The following is an 18932-nucleotide window of genomic DNA, read 5'->3' on the forward strand; positions in this document are numbered from 1 at the left end:
GCAACCTCTCACTTCTTTAAGCGTTATGAAAAGATTACCAAAGAGTATATAAGTCCCTAAACACCTATTATCAACAACTGATATACTCTATCATTTATAATTGTTGGAAGGCCCAACAAATGTTACTCTGTATGTTGTCATTTCAAGAGAAAACCTAACTCAAGTGTTGCAATAAAGCCACATTAAATCTTGAATGACGGTGCAAAGGTACAAAAAAAATGCGAAAGTCTATCATAAAAAGATAGCTTTCGCATTCAAACTCTTCGTAAAAAGATAAAAAAATATCATTTCGTATATCGAAGTATCTCATCACGACACTCCTCCATCAGCCATTTTGGTGTACTCGTTGCGCCACAGATGCCTACTGTCTCTACCCCATTAAACCAGTTCATGTCGATTTCATCAGCGCTCTCAACCTGATGGGAGTTTGGATTCACACTTAGGCACTCATGGAAGAGGACCTTACCATTCGAACTCTTACGCCCTGCCACGAAGAGAATCAAGTCATGACGGGCAGCGAAGGTAGAGATGTTGGGCATGCGATTGGCCACCTGTCGGCAGATAGTATCAAAACTTTGGAACTTAGCATCAGGGGAGATATGACGCTGGATGTAGTCTATTATCTTATGAAACTCATCCAAACTCTTTGTCGTTTGGGAGTAGAGATAAATGTCATGGGTGAAGTCTAAGGCCTTTACATCCTCAAACTTTTCTATCACAATGGCATGACTATGGGTCTGCCCAACCAGTCCGAGTACCTCTGCATGACCGTTCTTACCAAAGATGACAATGGAGGACGACGCACTAAGCGTTTGTCCCTCACCGACTGCAGGAGGGAGAGAAACAGAGGAGGAAGATGTCGTGTCTTCTCCTTCTGTTAGGGGTCTGAGTTTTGATGGGTCGTTGACAGTTGTGTTACCCTTGGATGTTATCATATAAGAAGGCTGTCGTCCCTTCTCATACTGAGTCTTGATACGCCGCTGAAGAGCGAGGACCACGGGACAAGTAGCATCTATGATCTCTATGTTATTACGCCTTGCAAGCTCGTAGGTCTCGGGAGGCTCGCCATGAGCACGCAGTAGAACCTTCACGTCATGAAGCTCGCGCATCTGCTCATGGTTGATGGTGATGAGTCCTTTCTTCGTCAGTCGCTCCACCTCCATACTGTTATGTACGATGTCACCTAAGCAATATAACTTTGTCCCTTTGGCTAATTCTTCCTCGGCTTTCTTTATGGCTGTGGTCACACCAAAGCAAAAACCACTACCGTTATCTATCTCTATTTGAAGCATTCCTACTATTTATATAAAAGAGTGAGAGGAGTGGATGGGAGGTAAGGAAATATCCCCCTATCCACCTCACTACCTAATAACTCGTTCACTTGTAGACTCGTCTACTTGTCAACTCATCCACTTATCTACTTGTCAACTCATTCACTTATCTACTCGTCTACATGTCTACTCCTTCACTTGAATAACCATGGCTCCAGTGCGTCCGCTATACTCTGGGGCGTATGCACACTGTACTGTACAGGTTCCAGTTTGGTAAACACCAGCGCGATCAACGTAATACTCGGTCTCAACAACATGTTTACCCTTAGCCATCTCATCGAAGTAATAGTTGGTGGTGTAGTCCTTCGGAGCAATATAATACCCCCAACGATAACCACTCAACTGGCTAACAGGCTCAAGGCAGGCCGCACGCTTGTCAACAACCTGTACGAAGTCGTAATCACGATCAGCAATGATTGTCAAGCGGATGCGCACCTTGTCACCCACCTTAAGGTGCATAGTCTTCTTGAAAGACACGCTATCTACCAGCACCTCACGTATAATCTTCATACCAGATGTGGCTGCAGAGATGTCTGTCGAAGCCTGGAAGAATTGTGCATAGACCGCCCCCCAGCTGGTGCCAGTGCTTGTCTTATTGATTGTTAGCTCATGACGGGAAGGCGATTGAATGTCGACAGGCTGCGAAACCTTCACATATCCCAAGCCAGCAGTAGGCTGTGTTGTCTGCAAAGGTTGGTTGTCAAGCAACAACGTAGCGTGTTCTCCGTTCTGCATCAGCCAGTTACCTTTATTAGTAAAGGCCCAAACAGCATTGACAGAGTTCAATGGTGTGTCCCAAGCCTGCGTACGCTTCTCCTGTAAGAGCCACCGCTGCATCTCGATAAGCGTCTTACTATCATTAGGTGCGATGGCCTTTAAAGCCTCGATAGCCGCCACCTGCGTTGGTATCTTATAATCACGCCAACTGTAATAAGCGTTTTTAGAATCAAAGTAACGTCCCTTCTCCTCCGTATAAACCGTATATTCCTTGATACTCTGTAGGTATTGACGTGCCTTCTCAACCCTACCATACTGCTGAAGGATTACTGCTGTATTAGCCTTACCATAAATGGTTAATTCCGTAGGCATCTTGGTCAAGCGGTCAATGAGGTACTTAATATCATTTGTAGAACGGTCGTGATAGAACAAAGCATTGGTGTAGAGATAATCACAAAGGTCATCAGACGGGAAGAGAGTAGTGTCATACTTCTTCTCGTAACGCTTCATCTCCTTCACACACTTAGCCACCTTCTTATCCATAAAACGGAAAGAAGCCTTAATCATGTCCGTTTGCTCTGGTGTTGGAGTCGTAATACTCTGCAGACGAGCGAGTGTCTTTGTCACCGCAACCGTCATATACAGACTTCCCTTCATCTCTGGCCACCAAGAGAACGAACCATCAGATTGCTGCAAATCCTTCAATTTCTTGAAGATTGAAGTAAGGTTGTTCTGCAACTGATTAGCGTCGAAGAAACGCACGAGTTGCTGTTTTTGTTCGCTTTCGTTCTTTGCCTCCATCACCCATGGCGTCTCATTAAGTGCCAGCGACTTAAGTTCTTGATTCTTCTCCAAAGCCGACATCATTGAAGTTTCCTTACTGCTCTCCTTCTTCCATTGCTCAATAGTCTGCTTAATCACCGGTGAAGTACTCATGATGTGATTACCCAAGTAATTTGCATAATAAGCCGATACAAGACTGATAGCATTATCGTCATTTGTCTTAGAGATATATGGCAAGGCCTGAATCATCAACCAGTTAGGGTTGTTAGTGTACTCTACTGTAAGCTTCTGGTCGGTACTCTTCTTTGGGAAGAGCTTACTGATATCTATTGTCTTAACGCCCGCCTCATTCTGAGTAAACGGATAGGTGTTTGTAACATACTCCTTATTAGGAAGTACTGAAAGGTAGTGTTGCTCCCCATCAGAGAACCCACCGCCCTCAACCAAGAAGCGCACAATGAGCAAGGATTGGTCAGCTGTAAGCTTGTTAGCGTCCTTTGCCAACAATGAAGCTAAACTATACGTTGCCGAACCACCCCCCTGTGCCTTCAAGACAACAGCTTTGCTATCGGTGAAGAGCACCTTCTCCGTTGCAGGGTCAAGTATTTCAATCTTTGCCTTAGCATTGATATCCTTCTCAGAAAGGTTGAACAAGCGCGCAGAAAGCATCACCTCATCACCCATACGGACAAAGCGAGGCATGTTAGGTTGCACCATCAAGGTCTTCTGAGCCACGATGTCATCAGAAAGGAAGCCATTGTTCATATCCTCATCATGTGCTAATCCCATGAAGCGCCACGTCGTTAAGCTCTCAGGAAGGGTGAACTTAATACTTACATTACCGTTCCCATCTGTCTGCAACTGTGGATAGAAGAAGGCAGTCTCATTGAGGTTCTCACGCATAGAAGGCTTTACAGTCTTCGTTTTGTCCTTTTCTTGTTTTATCTCCTCATCTTTCTTGATAACAGGAGCAGTAAATTTCACATCCGATTCATTGTCATCTTCATGGCCAACCTTAGCTACCTCGGCCATAGCAGACTCCTTTGCGAAAGCCATTGACTTAACGGCACGCGTCATGCTTACCATTCGGTCTGATGTTGCTGAATAAATATAAGCATCTGGCGTATCATATTCTTCTAAGAAGCGGCTATCAAACTTTGAGAAAGTTAACCTATCCACATTATAATAAAGAAGGTTTGCATCAGCTGAAAGATAGATGCCTCCATAGCGAGGACTACGCCATTCAGCAAATGTATAGTTAAGTGAGAAGAAGTTGATAAAGCTCCATGAATGAGACATGAGCTCGTCAAGACTCTTATCATAAAGCGTTGCCATCAACTGAGCATTAGCCGCCTTACCATCAGGACGATTAATGGTCACTGTCCATTCCTCCTGTTGTCCTGGGGTGAGCTTATTACGGAATGTCTTCCATTTCACTATCAATTTCTTATCTGGTAACGGACGGCTAATCCTCTCAGAATGCCTATACAGAATGCCATTCTTTACCCAAGCATAATTAAGAAATATCTCATCACCATACTCTTCCTTATATATAAACTTGCGTGTCGTTATACTATTACTCTGATTGAAAGCGCCTGTCTCAATCACTTTATCGCCTGAGAAGATAGAATAAACAACATATTGATTCTCATCGCTTGAGCCTACCTGCATATAAATAGGACCTCCATCACGAGGGAATTGGTTCCCACTTAGATAGAACCAGTCATGTGTCTCAATAACAGGACGCTTATCGTCTAAAGAGAAGACTATAAAGTCCTGGTCTATTGTATCCGCCCCACAAATTGCATGTAGACGATAAGTTCCAGAAGACAAAGCCTTTATAGCAACCTCCTCATTAGCCTTCACGGTCGTGTAATTGCCATATACATACCTACTCTTATCCTTCTGCTGTGGTACTATCACATATTTCACGGTACCATCAAGAGTATTTCCTGCAACATTATAGTAACCGAACTTTATCGTTTTAATGCTATTGCGCAGATTCTCATAAGGGAGATTACAAGACAAGAACGTCTCTTTTGTACCTATTGGTAACGACGCATAGCCCTCATGTGTCTCACCGGCAGCATCAGTCACCGACGCTTCCACACTAAAACGATAGAATAGTGAGCGAAAGTCTTCATTACCGGCTTCTATTTCTTTCTTGACCTTGTCAGACAATACAAAAGGTACGGTAACAACGAACTCACCCTTATCATCTGTCATAACGTCCTGTTCGTTCACGCTTGCAACGTCTTCATAGAAGCTACACCAATAGCTTGTATTACGCGTGACAACGTAATGCACCTTTGCACCTTGTACTGGTACACCAGCAAAACTCTTAGCATGTCCAATCAACTTGATAGTGTCACCGATAGCATACTTATCCTTATATTCGTCAAAACTTACGTCAAACGTTGGGCGCTTATACTCATCTACCGAGAATGACTCATACCCTTTCGTACCATAATCTGCCTTGATAGAGAATCGTCCAGTCAGTCCACTTGTAGGCAGCTCAAAGTCGGCTGCAGCAGTACCGAAGCTGTCTGTAGTCACTGACTTACGTCCAATCTCCTTATAATTAGCGTCACGTAAGATCATATCGAAGGTTAGTCCGCCTGCAGCCTTCGTCTTATACCCTTGCTTTGTATTCTGATAAGCAATGACAGATGCGTGCACTGTCTGTCCAGGACGATAGATACTCCTATCCGTGAAGACCTCAGTTACCAAGTTGTCATAGTTTCTCCCGCTGTAATCATACGAACTTTCCAGTCTTACTTCCCTAAAGGCTTTGTCCTTACTCGTAGCGACATAGATCTTTGGGGCATTGCTTTCCGTCTCAAACACAACCTCCCCTTTCTTGTTCGTCACCTGCTTCTTTACAACAGAAGGCTTACCATAATATTCTGCATAGGTAGCTCTAACCTTTACATCGGCTACTGGTTGCCCATCCACAACATTAACTACAACATACCGTGACAGCCCCTTCGGCTGCTGTTCAGACATGACATAGAGGTCACTAACATAGTAGAAAGCATACTCTGGCAGGACATCCTTATTAGAACTCTCTATCTTAATAAGGTAGACACCCAAAGGTAATGTAGGCATTAAGAAGGAGTCCTTCACCTCTTCATAGTCCTTATGACCAGTGTAAGTACGGATGATTGTCTGCTTTGTTGCGGGCAACAGGCTTGCCATCAACTTATCCCTATCCTTCTCAACATTGACACTAAGGCGGTGATCTCCAGCCAGTCTTGTACGCGTAACAGTTATGGTAACATTCGACAAGTTGCGTGTATTCAGTCTAACCCAGTTATTCTTCTCCGACGAACTAACATTAGACTTATCAAAACGAGCATCGAACATCGGTTTTGTCAGTGACATACGGATATTACGTAAACGCACTATTCGTTTCCATGAGGCCCATCTAACGAGGGCATCATCAATATAAGCTATCTTCTTCTCAACGGGTGTGTCCTTGCCCATACATAGATAACGTTGTATTGCAACTTCCCCACTTATAGGTAAGTCGCTATACTCTTGCATGAGTGAGTCGAGCTTTGGAATACTCTCTTCCTTCTCCTCTATCCCCATCAAGGCCGTGTAGCAAGCTGCTTCTCGGTTTCCAACGCTTTTGTAATAACTATGTAGTTTATCATAGTTGCCCACCTGCATACCAATAACATGCAACAGGTCGCCCTTGAAGATATTATCGTCTTTACCGATTTCTACCAACGGCTGAAAGTCAGCTGCTTTCTGGCTTGCCAATAGAGAAGGATTGGCAAGTGCCTTCTTAAAGTATTCGTCAGCATTACCAGCATCTTCATTCCGATCTATCACACCCAAAACACAGTTATAGATAGCCGATAAGACTTCATCCTTCCCTTCTACCATCTTTGCCTTTCCCTTCAATCGTTTAAGCTCCACCTCAGCAGAGTCTGGAGCTATCTCTGTCCGTAACCTTGATGCCATCAGACTTGCTGCCAACACCTGTCCATAGGCTTTCTCCTTCTGTGCCTTCCGTTCAATCTGCTGCAATAAGCTGATTTGTGTCTTTGGCAGGTCCATTCTCTCTGCTTGATTTACTTGTTGCCATAAGGCATCGAAACTCTGTGCTGTTACGCTGATAGGCAACAACAGAAATATAATTGATAAAATGATAAGGGATTTTCTCATACTCTCTTTCTTTTTATTAATTGCAAAGATAATGATTTCAAAGGATATTTCAAAAGATGAACTATGTATATTATAGAGTATTAATATTCCTACCTTATTATATAATTAAACGTATCGAAGCGTGTAAAGCCCATCTTCTCCAACTGCTGCCGACTCTCTTGTCGGTCTTTGTCTGTGTTATATTTGGGTATCAAGGGTAAGCGAATAATCACCTTATCAGCATACCCGTTCGCTGCTAACCACTGAAGGTTACTGATTACCAGAGCATTGTCTTTACAAGTGTATGCCTTATAGATAGTAGGGTTCATATCCTTAATATCAACATACCACAGCTTTATCAAAGGGGCAACAGACTTGACCCTCTCAAGCTGTACATTGAGTGACGTCTCTATTGTCAACATCCACTCAGGGTTCATTATAGCTGCAAAGGCCTTGATGAAGTCTGAATGTAAGAGGGGTTCACCACCTCCAAAGCAGATGCCACCACCCGTTGCCATAAAGTAGAGGTCGTCTATCTCCACCTCACTATATAACTCTCCTGGCGTCATCCTGCACCATACCCCGTCAGCTTGTAAGCACTGAGGATTTAAGCAGTAGACGCAATGAAGCGGACAACCATGGAACCCTACCAATGTCGTTACGCCCTCCCCATCGGTAGAGAGCCTATGCCGATTGATAGCTATAAACGGTGCTGTTATTTCTGATTGCATTTCTCTTTATGTGATTGCGGTGCTGCGCTATCGGCTAACTCTTTTTCTAAATATGCCCTATCTATCCCTCCAACAACGGCGAGAGAGGGTTCTAAACGGACAACCATATCGTTAGGATTACGAATAGACTTCACTGCTATCACCTTATCTATATACCCATAAGATGAGAACACGAGCGTGTCATTGCGATTAACCTGCAAGGCAAACCTTCCATCCTCGCCCAAAGACACTCTCTTCTTACCTCCCTGTATCATAACATTAACCTCCGAAGCAGCCTGACCAGATGACGCATTAAGCACACGCCCACTAATAGCTATGGAGCACTTCAAATCTCTTGTGTGTGCTTCTGGCATAACTTCTGTCTCGCCCTGAACTAACATATCAGTAGAATCCTGAGCTTTGCTCTCAACGTTGCAAGCTTTGGGAGTATTCTGACATGATGTAAGCGGGACCGTAGCAACACAAATGCCTGCAGCCAAGCCAGCCACCTTCATGCCCCATCCCTTGCGTTTCCGTTCTCTTAACTGTGTCTCTAAATAGCGTATCTCTGCCTCACAAGCAGGGCAAGTACCCGCACAATCCCCCTCATAGTGACACTCTTTGGGTTGATAGCTAATACCATTCGCATTTGCTATCTGCTGCCGAATACTCTTTAATAGCTTACAAGTACTCTTCCCTTTCACCATAACCTTAATCTTTACTTACACTTCTTCGTCTTCTCCTTATGCGACTTCACCTTATAAGTCCTACGACCATATACATCATCGTTATATATTGTCTTCGTAAATACAGCAAGGTCTCCAAGCATCACATTTCCATCGGTTTTAAGAATAATAACATTATTCTCTGAACGTAAAAGAGAACTTACACGAACCTTTTGCTTCTCATAACCGATATATGAAATAACCAACGACGTGTCTGACGGTACTTTCAAAGCAAACTGTCCATCGATATCTGTTGCAATGCCCTTGTTTGTTCCGTCTATAAAAACACCTGCCCCTATCACTGGTTCTTTATTTTCTTCGTCTATGACCATTCCACGTACAATCACAGGTGATGCACAACTATCAGAAAGGTCTACTACCTTTATAGGGGCTTTCTTGGTTGTTTGTACAGGAGGGTTAGCCGTACTATCAGACTTAACAGCTTGCGCAGCAGCGGTCATCGGCATTACCGTGGCGCAAATACCTGCTGCGATACCAGCCACCTTCATACCGAAGCCACTACCCTTACGTGCTTTCAACTCCCGTTCAAGGTAACGTATCTCCGCCTCACAAGCAGGACAAGTACCCGCACAATCCCCCTTGTGGTGACACTCCTTAGGCTGATAGCTGATACCATTGGCATCCGCTATCTGCTGCCGAATATCCTTTAGCAACTTACAAGTACTCTTTCCTTTTACCATAATCCTTATCCTTACTTACACTTCTTTTTATTCTTCTCCTTATGTGACTTCGGCTTATAAGTTCTACGACCATACAAGTCATCTTTACTGGTAGGTCGTGTAGCTATTGTTACAATACCATCTAACATTGGCTCTCTACTATCCTCAAGCACTATAACATTATTATCAGAATGCAAAAGAGAGCTTACATGAACCTTCTTTGTCTTGTATCCGATATATGAAATAACCAACGAAGTGTCTGGTGGTACTTTCAAGGCAAACTGTCCATCAATATCTGTTACAATGCCCTTTCTTGTTCCGTCTATAAAAACAGCTGCCCCTATCACTGGTTCTTTATTTTCTTCGTCTATGACCATTCCACGTACAACCACAGGTGATGCACATCCATCAGAAAGGTCTACTACCTTTATAGGGGCTTTCTTGGTTGTTTGTACAGGAGGGTTAGCCGTACTATCAGACTTAACAGCTTGCGCAGCAGCGGTCATCGGCATTACCGTAGCGCAGATACCTGCTGCTATACCAGCTACCTTCATACCGAAGCCATTACCCTTACGTGCTTTCAGCTCCCGTTCAAGGTAACGTATCTCCTCCTCACAAGCAGGGCAAGTACCCGCACAATCCCCCTTGTGCTGACACTCTTTGGGTCGATAACTGATACCATTGGCATCAGCTATCTGCTGCCGAATATCCTTCAGCAACTTACAAGTACTCCTTCCTTTCGTCATACCATCAACTTCTCTTTATTTCTTCTTGCACTTCTTTTCCTTGTGCGACTTAGGTCCTTTCTTTGGATGATGCTTCCCTGGTGTTCCTTTTATGCCTCCAACGGTGAAAATAACATGCTTATAGGTAGTATCCTCCTCAAGATAAATCGTCTTATCCTTTGTCGCTAACAGCTCTTTAACCGTTACATAAGTCTTATGATAGCCTACAAATTCAGCTTCTAAGGTGTCGGTTGGCAGAGCTTTCACCGCATACCAGCCATCCACATTGGTACATGTCCCCAATGCATTGGGTGCTGTTGACCCTTTCAACATAACAACTGCTCTAAATAATGAATCTTTTGTATCCTTATCAAGCACCTGTCCACGTAAGAGCACAGCATCGGGATTACCCTTCGTCAGGTCCACCACTTCTACACTATCCTGCTTTATGAGCTGGGGATTCGCCTCCAGACTAATCTTACTCTCTGTTTGTACCATAGCAGCCATTGGCAATACTGTCACACAAACACCTGCTGCAATGCCTGCCACCTTCAATCCCAATCCTCCACGCTGCTTGTTCCTCAATTGTTCTTCGAGGTAACGAATCTCCTTCTCGCAGCCTGGGCAAGTACCAGAACACTCGCCCTCATGATGACACTCTACCGGCTTGTAGCTTATTCCATTCTCTTTCGCAATTCTCTGACGAACCTCTTTCAGGACTTTGCAGATAGCTTTCCCTTTTTCCATAAATTATCGTTTAAGTGTTAGAACATAATAGTTTTCGCCACAAATATATAAAAAAAAGAGGATAAACATGAATGTTCTAACAAATTTGTTATGCGAGTGTTGGGTGTTAGGTGTTTAATGTTGGGTGGTGATGATGACACTCCTTAGGCTGATAACTGATACCATTCGCATCCGCTATCTGCTGCCGAATATCCTTCAATAGCTTACAAGTACTCCTCCCTTTTACCATAACTTTATTTCTTATTACACTTCTTCTCCTTATGCGACTTAGGGCCTTTCTTCGCCTTATGCTTCCCAAACATTTTATCACATCCACCGAAGACTATAATTTCATTCATCATCGCCGAGTCCTCAGTGATATAAATATCATTATTCTTTTTATCTAAGAGTTCTTTAACTGTCACACTCTTTTTATAATAACCAACACCTCTCACCTCCAGTGTATCAGTTGGCAGAGCTTTCACAGCATAGTCGCCCTCAATATCGGTGACATCTCCTTTTTTTGTGTCCTTCGACTCAACAACGGCTCCAATAATAGGCTCCTTTGTCTTTGTATCGAACACCTTCCCACGTAATAGCACAGCATCAGGGTGACCATTGGTCAGGTCTACCGCTCTTATAGAATCATTCTTTATCGTTTTATCCTTAAAGTCAGGACTAATCTTACTCTCTGTTTGTACCATAGCAGCCATTGGCAATACTGTCACACAGACGCCTGCTGCAATACCCGCAACCTTCAATCCCAATCCTCCACGCTGCTTGTTCCTCAGTTGTTCTTCGAGGTAACGAATCTCCTTCTCGCAGCCTGGGCAAGTACCAGAACACTCGCCCTCATGATGACACTCTACCGGCTTGTAGCTTATTCCATTCTCTTTCGCAACTCTCTGACGAACCTCTTTCAGGACTTTGCAGATAGCTTTCCCTTTTTCCATAAATTATCGTTTAAGTGTTAGAACATAATAGTTTTCGCCACAAATATATAAAAAAAAGAGGATAAACAAGAATGTTCTAACAAATTTGTTAGGCGGGTGTTGGGTGTTAGGTGTTTAGTGTTGGGTGGTGATGGAATGCCTTTGTTGGGTGTTAGGTGGTAATTTTTGGGTGTTAGGTGTTTAATGTTAGGTGTTGATGGCGTGCTTTGTTGGGTGTTAGATGTTTACTATTGAGTATTAAAGTCTACATGTTAGTAATATCATATTAAACATCCACAACTACAAACGTCATTGGTTTTCTCTTAGTAGCTTGGGGCTCCCCTCCTTCGGAGGGGTTGGGGGAGGTCCCCTCTATCCACCTTTCCCCTTGTCTATTTTTTCGTCCTTCTTCGTTCGAGAACATGCCCTTCTTCGTTCGAGAACATGCCCTTCTTGGGGCAAGAGGAGGCCCTTCTTGAGGCAAGAAAGGCGTCTTCTCCAATAGAGTATGTAACATATTGATTTCTTGTGTGTTATAGACTCGATTACAGAGGAGAGAGTTCTCGCTTTTTGAACGGATTAAGCACAATAGTATGTAATGATTTCCTACTTCTTCACGAACGCCTTATAGAGATAATCTCACACCACACACTCCTCCCAGCGGAGGTTGAGAAGGAGGAAAGATCACTTTTCTCATACGTTCGACCGTGGGTAGAATGTATCTGTTTCGACTGTGCTCTCTGTGAGAGAAGGAAACTGCCAATCAGCAAGAAAACAAACGAATAGACTTTTGTTAAGAGAAGAATACATACCAAACGCACAAACGTATAGACACAAAAATCCCCTCTCCAAAACCATTCCTACGGTCGACACCGTTGGTTCTGAGAGGGGACTGTATAATTGTTTCAGCTCAACTGAGTAGTAGCCGCTAATATCCAGTGGTATTAAACTTAGAGAAATCTGTCATACGAAGCAGTTCCTCATACGAGATCTTTGAGTTCTTTTTCATATATTCATCGACCGCCTCTTCGTAACGACTGTGATAGATGCGCTTCGACATGACCTGATTAACAAGCCATTGTATCTTTCCTATTTGTAGATCACGCTCCACCTGCGGACGCGACTCAAAGTGTTGAAGAGGATAAACACTCATCAAATAGAAGGTCATACAGTCTGGAAGGATGTATTCACGCGACATCTGTTTGCGCTGTGTAGGCGAATAGAACTTCGCATACAATGGGTAGTTAGGGCCGAGATACTTATCCAATGATATGCCTATCGTACCGTTACCGACCACAATACTCTGGTCTAAAGCTGATATCTGGGCATAGACTCTTGGTATGGCAACGTTTGGCAATAATTGTCTCAACCGTTTGAAAGCCGAACTAAACTGGTGGTCAAGGTCCTCCGTATTGGCATACTCCGACTCGACAGCGGCAATAACCGACTGTAAAGTTGTGTCTTGATAGAACTTCAAGAACTTAGTATTGATGTCAGGGTCGGTTATCTCGCCTATCTTTACTACATCTTCTATTAGCGTACGAGTCTCTATAGGATACTCAGTATTCATCTGCTGGAGGGCAGAGAAGTCACCTGTTGTCAAATAACGATACTCCAAACGGTCATAGCGATCTATCTCAAACAATAGAGAGGAGTCTCTCCCATCATCTGATGTAAGCCTAAACTGACAACCAACGCAGGTAAACAGTACAACAACTAATATGTAATAGAGATATTTCACTGGTTACTTTTTACAATATTTGAGTATTCTCTGCAAAATTACTAAAAATTATTTTAAAGCGCAAGTGATATGCTAAAAATATTAAAAAGGCATGTAATCTTTTCTTATTTTTATTCAGGTAGAGTCTCAAAGAGCTTATGTCCTTTCACATAATACTGCCAAAGAAGGGAATACTCCTTGCGTCCATCATGCGTACAGGACGGTAAATTCTCTCTATGACCATCGATCTTCTCAAGATAACTTGGTAGTCGTTCAAACTCGTGTCTCCACTTCTTAAAGGCACGACGTGCCGATAGTATCGCTTTGAACTCACCCCAATTACGCTTCTGTATCAGTGCTTGAAATGCTGCGAGATAGTCTAAGAACCATCTTACACGCATGACATGCTTCAACTCATCCTCTGGTAAGTTCTTCCACAACATAGTAAGGTTATTGCGGAAGTTCAGGAAGGTCTTACGTGGATTCGACTTGGGTAACGTACCGCCTCCGACGTGATAGACATAGCTCTCAGGAAAGCAGAAGATGCGTTTACCCATCTGATGCAGACGCCAACAGAGGTCTATTTCCTCATTGTGGGCAAAGAAACGCCCATCTAAACCGCCTGCTGTCCAATAGTCTTTAGCACGTATCATTAGGCAAGCACCTGTTGCCCAAAGTACTTCCTCACTGTTATCATACTGCCCATTATCGTCCTCCACCGTGTCAAAGATGCGCCCTCTGCAGAACGGATAACCGTAACGGTCGAGGAAGCCACCCGATGCACCAGCATACTCAAAAGCGTCAGGATTGGCCACAGAGAGCAACTTCGGCTGACAAGCCGCTATGTCTTCATGGGCTTCCATCTCCTCTATGAGCGGTGTTAACCAGTGGTGGGTCACCTCGACATCACTGTTTAGTAGCACGTAATACTCGCTGTCTACCTGCTTAAGAGCACGGTTATAGCCCTCAGCAAAGCCATAGTTCTTCGTCAACTCAATCACCCGCAAGTAGGGATAAGTAGCTTTTAACCATGCGACAGAATCGTCTGTTGAGGCATTGTCAGCAATGATTATCTCGGCTTCATTACGTGAGAAATTCAGCACAGAAGGCAGGTATTGCTCCATCATGCTACGTCCGTTCCAGTTCAGAATGACAATGGCTACTTTCATAAGAGGTCTGCTTTTAATGAGCTCTGGTCGAAGTTGAACTCGCCTAAACGTACTCGGAGGATTTGGTTGTCATACTCCTCTTTTGCCTGTGCAGGCGATAGCTCCACTCGAATATAGTTATCTGTGAAGCCATGCATAGCCTTTCCACGTGCGGCTTTCTCGAAGAGTACGTTGGCTTCCTGCCCTATATGCTCCGCATAGAAAGCACGTGTCTTCTCATCCGACAGCTTCAAGAGCTTGTGAGCACGGTGTTTCTTCTCACGGTCGTCTACCACGTAAGGGATCGAGAGGGCCGCTGTTCCTGGGCGTTCAGAGTAGGGGAAGACATGCAGTTGGGTGATAGGAAGGGAATTGAGAAAGTTATAACAGTCCTCAAAATACTCTGGTCTTTCACCACGAGAACCCACCATTACATCCACACCGATAAATGCTTTCGGCATCTTCTCCTTAATGAGTCGTATCTTGTGGGCAAAGAGCTGCGTGTCATAACGGCGGTGCATCAACTTCAACACCTCGTCAGAACCACTCTGAAGGGGGATATGGAAATGAGGCACAAAGGCTCGTGACTCGGCACAATAGGCTATTAAGTCATCGTCAATCAGGTCGGGCTCCAACGAACTAATGCGGTAACGCTGTATTCCCTCAACCTTATCTAATGCCTTGACAAGGTCTAAGAAACTCTCGCCAGTGGTCTTTCCAAAGTCACCTATGTTCACTCCCGTTAGCACAATCTCCTTTCCTCCTTCCTTGGCAGCCTCCTCTGCCTGTGCAACAAGCGACTGAATGGTAGGGTTACGAGAGAAACCTCGTGCAAAGGGAATCGTACAATAAGTACAGAAGTAATTACATCCATCTTGTACTTTAAGGAAGTAGCGCGTGCGATTACCACGTGAGCAACTTGCCTGAAAACTCTTGATATCCTTCGTCTTAACAGAGTGGTACTCCCCTTCCTGTGCTTCTTCCTTAGCAGAATCGACCTTATTCCATGCGTCACTAAGGTACTGCACGAGGTCAGCCTTCTCATTACTCCCCAAGACAAGGTCAACTCCTTCAATCTTCGCTACCGTTGCACTCTCAAGCTGAGCATAGCAACCTGTCACGATGACAAAGGCTCCTGGGTTCTGACGGACCATACGATGAATGATCTGACGGCACTTATGATCGGCAACCTCAGTGACCGAACAGGTGTTAATCAGGCAGATGTCTGCCTGCTCTGTCTTCTTCGCTTCACGCACGCCCATATTATATAAGGTACGCGCGAAGGTACTTGTCTCTGAGAAATTGAGCTTACAACCCAACGTATAGAACTTGGCTGTCTTGCCTTGAAATGCTGCTGTATCTATCATATAACCTGCAAAGTTACAGTAAAATGAACACATTACCAAAGAAAAGAGGCCGTTTGCACATTATAAAAAGGTAAGAAAGACAAAGAAAAGAAGATTTTTCACGCCAAGAGAAGACTTTTAGATAGCAAAAAACGAAGCCTTTTCAAATTGTGTAGGCACACATCTAAAACGTTAACATTTATTTACTATTTGTATATAGTTGAGTATCAACACTTTGCAAGAACACCGCTTTCAAAGAATAAAAAAAGTCCTAAAAATATTATTGCCGTATAAAAAAAATACTTACCTTTGCATCGTTTTAACAAACAAATGATTGTTTTACAGATTTAAAAAAGCAAAGAAATGAAGAAATTAGTTTTAATGTTCGTAGCTATTGCAGCTATCTCTTTCGCATCATGTGGTGGTAACTCTAAGCCAGCTGCAAACGCTGACTCTACTGCAGACTCTACTGCAGACTCAGCTATGGTAGATAGCGCTAACGCTGACTCAGCTGCTGCTGACTCAGTTGCTCCAGACTCTGTTAAGTAATTCAGAGTACGAACAGAAAAAGAGAGAAATTGGCCGCAGGACCTTGTCCTGCGGTTTTTTTTGTGCCTATAAGGCTGAACTATATCTGTCAACAGGCTGTTCTAATAGCTTCTACCGCATTTTAAGCAGTCGACTCCATCCATGAGAAGAAAAAAAGGATTAGTCGGTCTATGCTTTTCTACGCTATCACTCTACCCCTACATTAGCATACCTTCTATACTGCTTATCTATACACTCAGATAAAGCACGCCCTAACCACCTACCCTATCCATACATGCTTTGGAACTGACAAGTCTATCAGTCACAAAAAGAAAAGCGAAAAGGAAAACATAGAAACAGCTTTGCAATACAAGACAGCACGTACTTCTTGTAAAGAGTTTTCAATCCTCTCCTTACCAGTACACGCCCTTCATGATTGAAGAAGACGCCCTTCAACGTTGAAGAACATGCCCTTCTTGCACCAAGAACACGCCCTTCTTGCACCAAGAAGAGGCCTTTCTACAACCGACCTCACAACCCTCTGACATCATGCGACTTACGTCTGCGACCTTCACATGCGTTTCTTTTGTAGTTGTCTACAATCTTATTCCTTCTTTGTAAATATATTTCAATCCATAGAGAAAAGTGTTTCCGAATCCACGTCAGTTCTTATAGAAATCATCAACACCAAGCAATTTTCTACGATTAAGTACGTTTACACTATAAAAGAGATAGGGTTCTTTTGTCTCTTTTGGTTTGCTTGCAACAGCAAGCACACTTATTTTGAAGAAAGTAGTCGGTTAATTCGTAAAGTATGAGACATCTTTTATATCCTTTCTTATTGTCAGTTCTGCTCATCGCATGCAGCAGGTACAACGGACCCGTTTATCCCCAAGCATTTACAGGTGAGTGGGTAGGCGTGAAAAAGACTATCGTCGGTATGCCTCCAATACTCGAGGTGACCGACTCAACTGCGGTTTTCGACCCAGGGATGGGCGACACCTGCAGATGGTTTACCCATTATCACTTTGCGAAAGACTCGCTTTTCTTAGTGTATAACGAGGAGGACACCGCCCGATGTAAGGTTTTAGAATTACATGATAGTGTGTTGGTTATCGAAGGATTACCATGGTATGAAAAGCAAACAGTAGCGTTCAGGCGGCAAAAGAGATAAGTAGCATCTCGAAGTTCGTCTTATTCTCTGACGATAACTCCCTTATCCAAGTTGATAGTAAGCATCTTACGCTCCTTCCCAAAGTCCTTCAGATACTTGAATTTCACCCTATAATCTTCGCGAGTAATCCCTGCAACTCCCTTTTGATAGACGATTTTGTAAGATGAAAACAAGGCAACATCAGCCATCAGAACACCCGCTTTCTTATAGCCTAAGTATTGTTGGAAATAAGAATCAAAGGGCAGATAACTGTCTTGATGACTATCGACATACCGCCTCACAAGGGTCTTAGCGAGTTCAAACTCCTTGTCGCTCAGTTGTTTCGGCACCTCTGTTCGCCTCTTATCAAACAGCGAGTCACCATTAGCCGTTACTGCCTTCTCAGAAACAACATTGTATATTTTCTGTCCTTCTTCGTCCTTTGCGTAGACAAACACCGTGTCGTATGGAGAATGAACAGCCTCAGCCTTCCTCGTCCTCGTCGTACAAGAGAGAAGAAAGAAGCAAGATAAGAGTATTAGAACCGTCTTCATACGTCACAATTACTTACTCTTCAAGGGAATATCCCCTACAAATATCCAAACCGAACCAATCTCCCCACTCCCCGTTTTCATTAATGGCGAGAAGATACTGTCAGCATTTTCTCTTTCGATAGGATACCGCTTATTCATAAACCAGACGGCATCCTTCGTGCGATAAAGATTCATTTTGATATAGGGTTTGTCTGATACATAATAGCCACCATATTCTTTCAAATCCTCATAATTTGGGAAGTCTTGCACCAAGATACCCAATGTCAGTCCCTGACCTGTTATGGTATGCGAGAGGACTCCATCGGTATATACCCATCCATGCAACAGTGTAAAGAACTTATTTCCGATACCTATTGGAGTCGTGTTGAAGTCGTAATCTCCACATTCCATGATGACTATGTCGTCCTTGAACTCCTTTAGATATTCCCTCTGGTCAGGGAAATGACCTGCTGCCACACCCGAATCCTTCGCCTCATCAGATTGCTTTGTCTTGCAGGCAAGCAATAGAAGCGAGAGAAAGAACAGTGTTAGGGCCGTTTGATATCTTCTCATACGCATCGTTATAGTATGTTTATAGTGTTCGTAAATAGCTGCTGTTAGCTGCGTCAAAGATACAAAAAGATTCCCAAACAACAAGGCTTTTTCACTGATTATCAGCCTAAAAACAAAAATCCTCCCCACCCAGAAGAGTGAAGAGGACGATGTCGTATTGTGTTCTGAACTTACAATGCGGTGAAAGCAGCTACAAAACCAAAGATGATACCTGGCGTGTTAGCAATTGCCAAAGGCCAATCACGCTTCTCCTTGAACAATCCGTATGCGACCCACAAGGTACAGTTTATACCTGCCATAAATGGCTGAATAAAGGTTCCCTTCTGCCCCGCTAAGTTGTTTCCTATCTGTGGGATGTAGAATACATACATCAAAATAGATGTCACCATACCAACCCATCCCATAGAGGTGAAGAACTTTTCTTTTGTCATAATTGTATTTATTAAT

Annotated in this window: 16 protein-coding genes and 1 pseudogene; 2 read left to right on the top strand and 15 right to left on the bottom strand. The window is 43.5% G+C overall.

All coding sequences use genetic code 11. The features are described from left to right. Window positions 1-284: 284 nt before the first annotated feature. From CHB62_RS06750 to mtaB, 12 genes and pseudogenes are all read right to left on the bottom strand, one after another. A complete protein-coding gene (locus CHB62_RS06750; protein ID WP_089366218.1) occupies window positions 285-1292 on the bottom strand; it encodes a 4-hydroxy-3-methylbut-2-enyl diphosphate reductase in 1008 nt (335 codons plus the stop codon). A 165-nt stretch (window positions 1293-1457) separates the two neighbouring features. After that, complete coding sequence (locus CHB62_RS06755) at window positions 1458-7007, bottom strand: alpha-2-macroglobulin family protein (RefSeq protein WP_089366219.1); 5550 nt, start codon at window positions 7005-7007, stop codon at window positions 1458-1460. Window positions 7008-7096: 89 nt separating this feature from the next. Continuing rightward, window positions 7097-7717: a radical SAM protein gene (locus CHB62_RS06760; protein WP_089366220.1), complete on the bottom strand. Its 621-nt coding sequence runs from the start codon at window positions 7715-7717 to the stop codon at window positions 7097-7099. Beyond that, a complete protein-coding gene (locus tag CHB62_RS06765; protein WP_089366221.1) occupies window positions 7702-8403 on the bottom strand; it encodes a carboxypeptidase-like regulatory domain-containing protein in 702 nt (233 codons plus the stop codon). Before CHB62_RS06765 ends, CHB62_RS06760 begins: the two co-directional genes overlap by 16 nt. An 11-nt stretch (window positions 8404-8414) precedes the next feature. Beyond that, window positions 8415-9122 carry a carboxypeptidase-like regulatory domain-containing protein gene (locus CHB62_RS06770; protein ID WP_089366222.1) on the bottom strand — a complete coding sequence of 236 codons (708 nt, stop codon included), beginning with the start codon at window positions 9120-9122 and terminating at the stop codon, window positions 8415-8417. A gap of 11 nt (window positions 9123-9133) precedes the next feature. Further along, window positions 9134-9847, bottom strand: coding sequence for a carboxypeptidase-like regulatory domain-containing protein (locus tag CHB62_RS06775; RefSeq protein ID WP_089366223.1), 714 nt, complete (start codon window positions 9845-9847; stop codon window positions 9134-9136). 15 nt (window positions 9848-9862) lie between these two features. Then, window positions 9863-10573, bottom strand: coding sequence for a carboxypeptidase-like regulatory domain-containing protein (locus tag CHB62_RS06780; protein WP_089366224.1), 711 nt, complete (start codon window positions 10571-10573; stop codon window positions 9863-9865). A gap of 130 nt (window positions 10574-10703) precedes the next feature. Next, window positions 10704-10835 (bottom strand): annotated as a pseudogene (locus tag CHB62_RS14605) (carboxypeptidase-like regulatory domain-containing protein); the annotation flags it as partial. Further along, window positions 10807-11505 (bottom strand): carboxypeptidase-like regulatory domain-containing protein, encoded by a 699-nt coding sequence (locus CHB62_RS06785; RefSeq protein ID WP_089366225.1) that lies wholly within the window; start codon window positions 11503-11505, stop codon window positions 10807-10809. The gene CHB62_RS06785 and the pseudogene CHB62_RS14605, both read right to left, overlap by 29 nt. Before the next feature lie 907 nt (window positions 11506-12412). Then, window positions 12413-13225: a gliding motility protein GldB-related protein gene (locus CHB62_RS06795; protein WP_089366227.1), complete on the bottom strand. Its 813-nt coding sequence runs from the start codon at window positions 13223-13225 to the stop codon at window positions 12413-12415. Between the two features lie 110 nt (window positions 13226-13335). Beyond that, window positions 13336-14373: a glycosyltransferase family 2 protein gene (locus CHB62_RS06800; RefSeq protein ID WP_089366228.1), complete on the bottom strand. Its 1038-nt coding sequence runs from the start codon at window positions 14371-14373 to the stop codon at window positions 13336-13338. Continuing rightward, window positions 14370-15719: a tRNA (N(6)-L-threonylcarbamoyladenosine(37)-C(2))-methylthiotransferase MtaB gene (gene mtaB, locus CHB62_RS06805; RefSeq protein ID WP_089366257.1), complete on the bottom strand. Its 1350-nt coding sequence runs from the start codon at window positions 15717-15719 to the stop codon at window positions 14370-14372. The genes CHB62_RS06800 and mtaB overlap by 4 nt, the downstream gene beginning before the upstream one ends. Before the next feature lie 342 nt (window positions 15720-16061). Here mtaB and CHB62_RS06810 point away from each other — a divergent pair, with 342 nt between their 5' ends. Then, window positions 16062-16247 (top strand): PG1828 family lipoprotein, encoded by a 186-nt coding sequence (locus CHB62_RS06810; protein ID WP_089366229.1) that lies wholly within the window; start codon window positions 16062-16064, stop codon window positions 16245-16247. A gap of 793 nt (window positions 16248-17040) precedes the next feature. Next, window positions 17041-17400, top strand: coding sequence for a hypothetical protein (locus CHB62_RS06815; protein WP_089366230.1), 360 nt, complete (start codon window positions 17041-17043; stop codon window positions 17398-17400). 20 nt (window positions 17401-17420) lie between these two features. On the opposite strand, the gene CHB62_RS06820 is transcribed toward CHB62_RS06815, so the two are convergent. The 3 genes from CHB62_RS06820 to CHB62_RS06830 form a co-directional block, all read right to left on the bottom strand. Continuing rightward, entirely contained in the window at window positions 17421-17933 is a 513-nt protein-coding gene (locus CHB62_RS06820; RefSeq protein ID WP_089366231.1) for a hypothetical protein, read from the bottom strand. 9 nt (window positions 17934-17942) lie between these two features. Then, window positions 17943-18485: a hypothetical protein gene (locus CHB62_RS06825; RefSeq protein WP_240616294.1), complete on the bottom strand. Its 543-nt coding sequence runs from the start codon at window positions 18483-18485 to the stop codon at window positions 17943-17945. Between the two features lie 170 nt (window positions 18486-18655). Further along, a complete protein-coding gene (locus CHB62_RS06830) occupies window positions 18656-18916 on the bottom strand; it encodes a hypothetical protein (RefSeq protein WP_089366233.1) in 261 nt (86 codons plus the stop codon). Window positions 18917-18932 lie beyond the last annotated feature (16 nt).

The organism is Prevotella jejuni (genome assembly GCF_900187995.1).
Lineage (GTDB): Bacteria > Bacteroidota > Bacteroidia > Bacteroidales > Bacteroidaceae > Prevotella > Prevotella jejuni.

Coding starts and splice junctions, on each gene's coding strand:
- CHB62_RS06810 (WP_089366229.1), top strand. CDS start 16,062: ATGAAGAAATTAGTTTTAATGTTCGTAGCTATTGCAGCTATCTCTTTC.
- mtaB (WP_089366257.1), bottom strand. CDS start 15,719: ATGATAGATACAGCAGCATTTCAAGGCAAGACAGCCAAGTTCTATACG.
- CHB62_RS06760 (WP_089366220.1), bottom strand. CDS start 7,717: ATGCAATCAGAAATAACAGCACCGTTTATAGCTATCAATCGGCATAGG.
- CHB62_RS06785 (WP_089366225.1), bottom strand. CDS start 11,505: ATGGAAAAAGGGAAAGCTATCTGCAAAGTCCTGAAAGAGGTTCGTCAG.
- CHB62_RS06780 (WP_089366224.1), bottom strand. CDS start 10,573: ATGGAAAAAGGGAAAGCTATCTGCAAAGTCCTGAAAGAGGTTCGTCAG.
- CHB62_RS06765 (WP_089366221.1), bottom strand. CDS start 8,403: ATGGTGAAAGGGAAGAGTACTTGTAAGCTATTAAAGAGTATTCGGCAG.
- CHB62_RS06825 (WP_240616294.1), bottom strand. CDS start 18,485: ATGAGAAGATATCAAACGGCCCTAACACTGTTCTTTCTCTCGCTTCTA.
- CHB62_RS06750 (WP_089366218.1), bottom strand. CDS start 1,292: ATGCTTCAAATAGAGATAGATAACGGTAGTGGTTTTTGCTTTGGTGTG.
- CHB62_RS06775 (WP_089366223.1), bottom strand. CDS start 9,847: ATGACGAAAGGAAGGAGTACTTGTAAGTTGCTGAAGGATATTCGGCAG.
- CHB62_RS06820 (WP_089366231.1), bottom strand. CDS start 17,933: ATGAAGACGGTTCTAATACTCTTATCTTGCTTCTTTCTTCTCTCTTGT.
- CHB62_RS06830 (WP_089366233.1), bottom strand. CDS start 18,916: ATGACAAAAGAAAAGTTCTTCACCTCTATGGGATGGGTTGGTATGGTG.
- CHB62_RS06815 (WP_089366230.1), top strand. CDS start 17,041: ATGAGACATCTTTTATATCCTTTCTTATTGTCAGTTCTGCTCATCGCA.
- CHB62_RS06755 (WP_089366219.1), bottom strand. CDS start 7,007: ATGAGAAAATCCCTTATCATTTTATCAATTATATTTCTGTTGTTGCCT.
- CHB62_RS06800 (WP_089366228.1), bottom strand. CDS start 14,373: ATGAAAGTAGCCATTGTCATTCTGAACTGGAACGGACGTAGCATGATG.
- CHB62_RS06770 (WP_089366222.1), bottom strand. CDS start 9,122: ATGGTAAAAGGAAAGAGTACTTGTAAGTTGCTAAAGGATATTCGGCAG.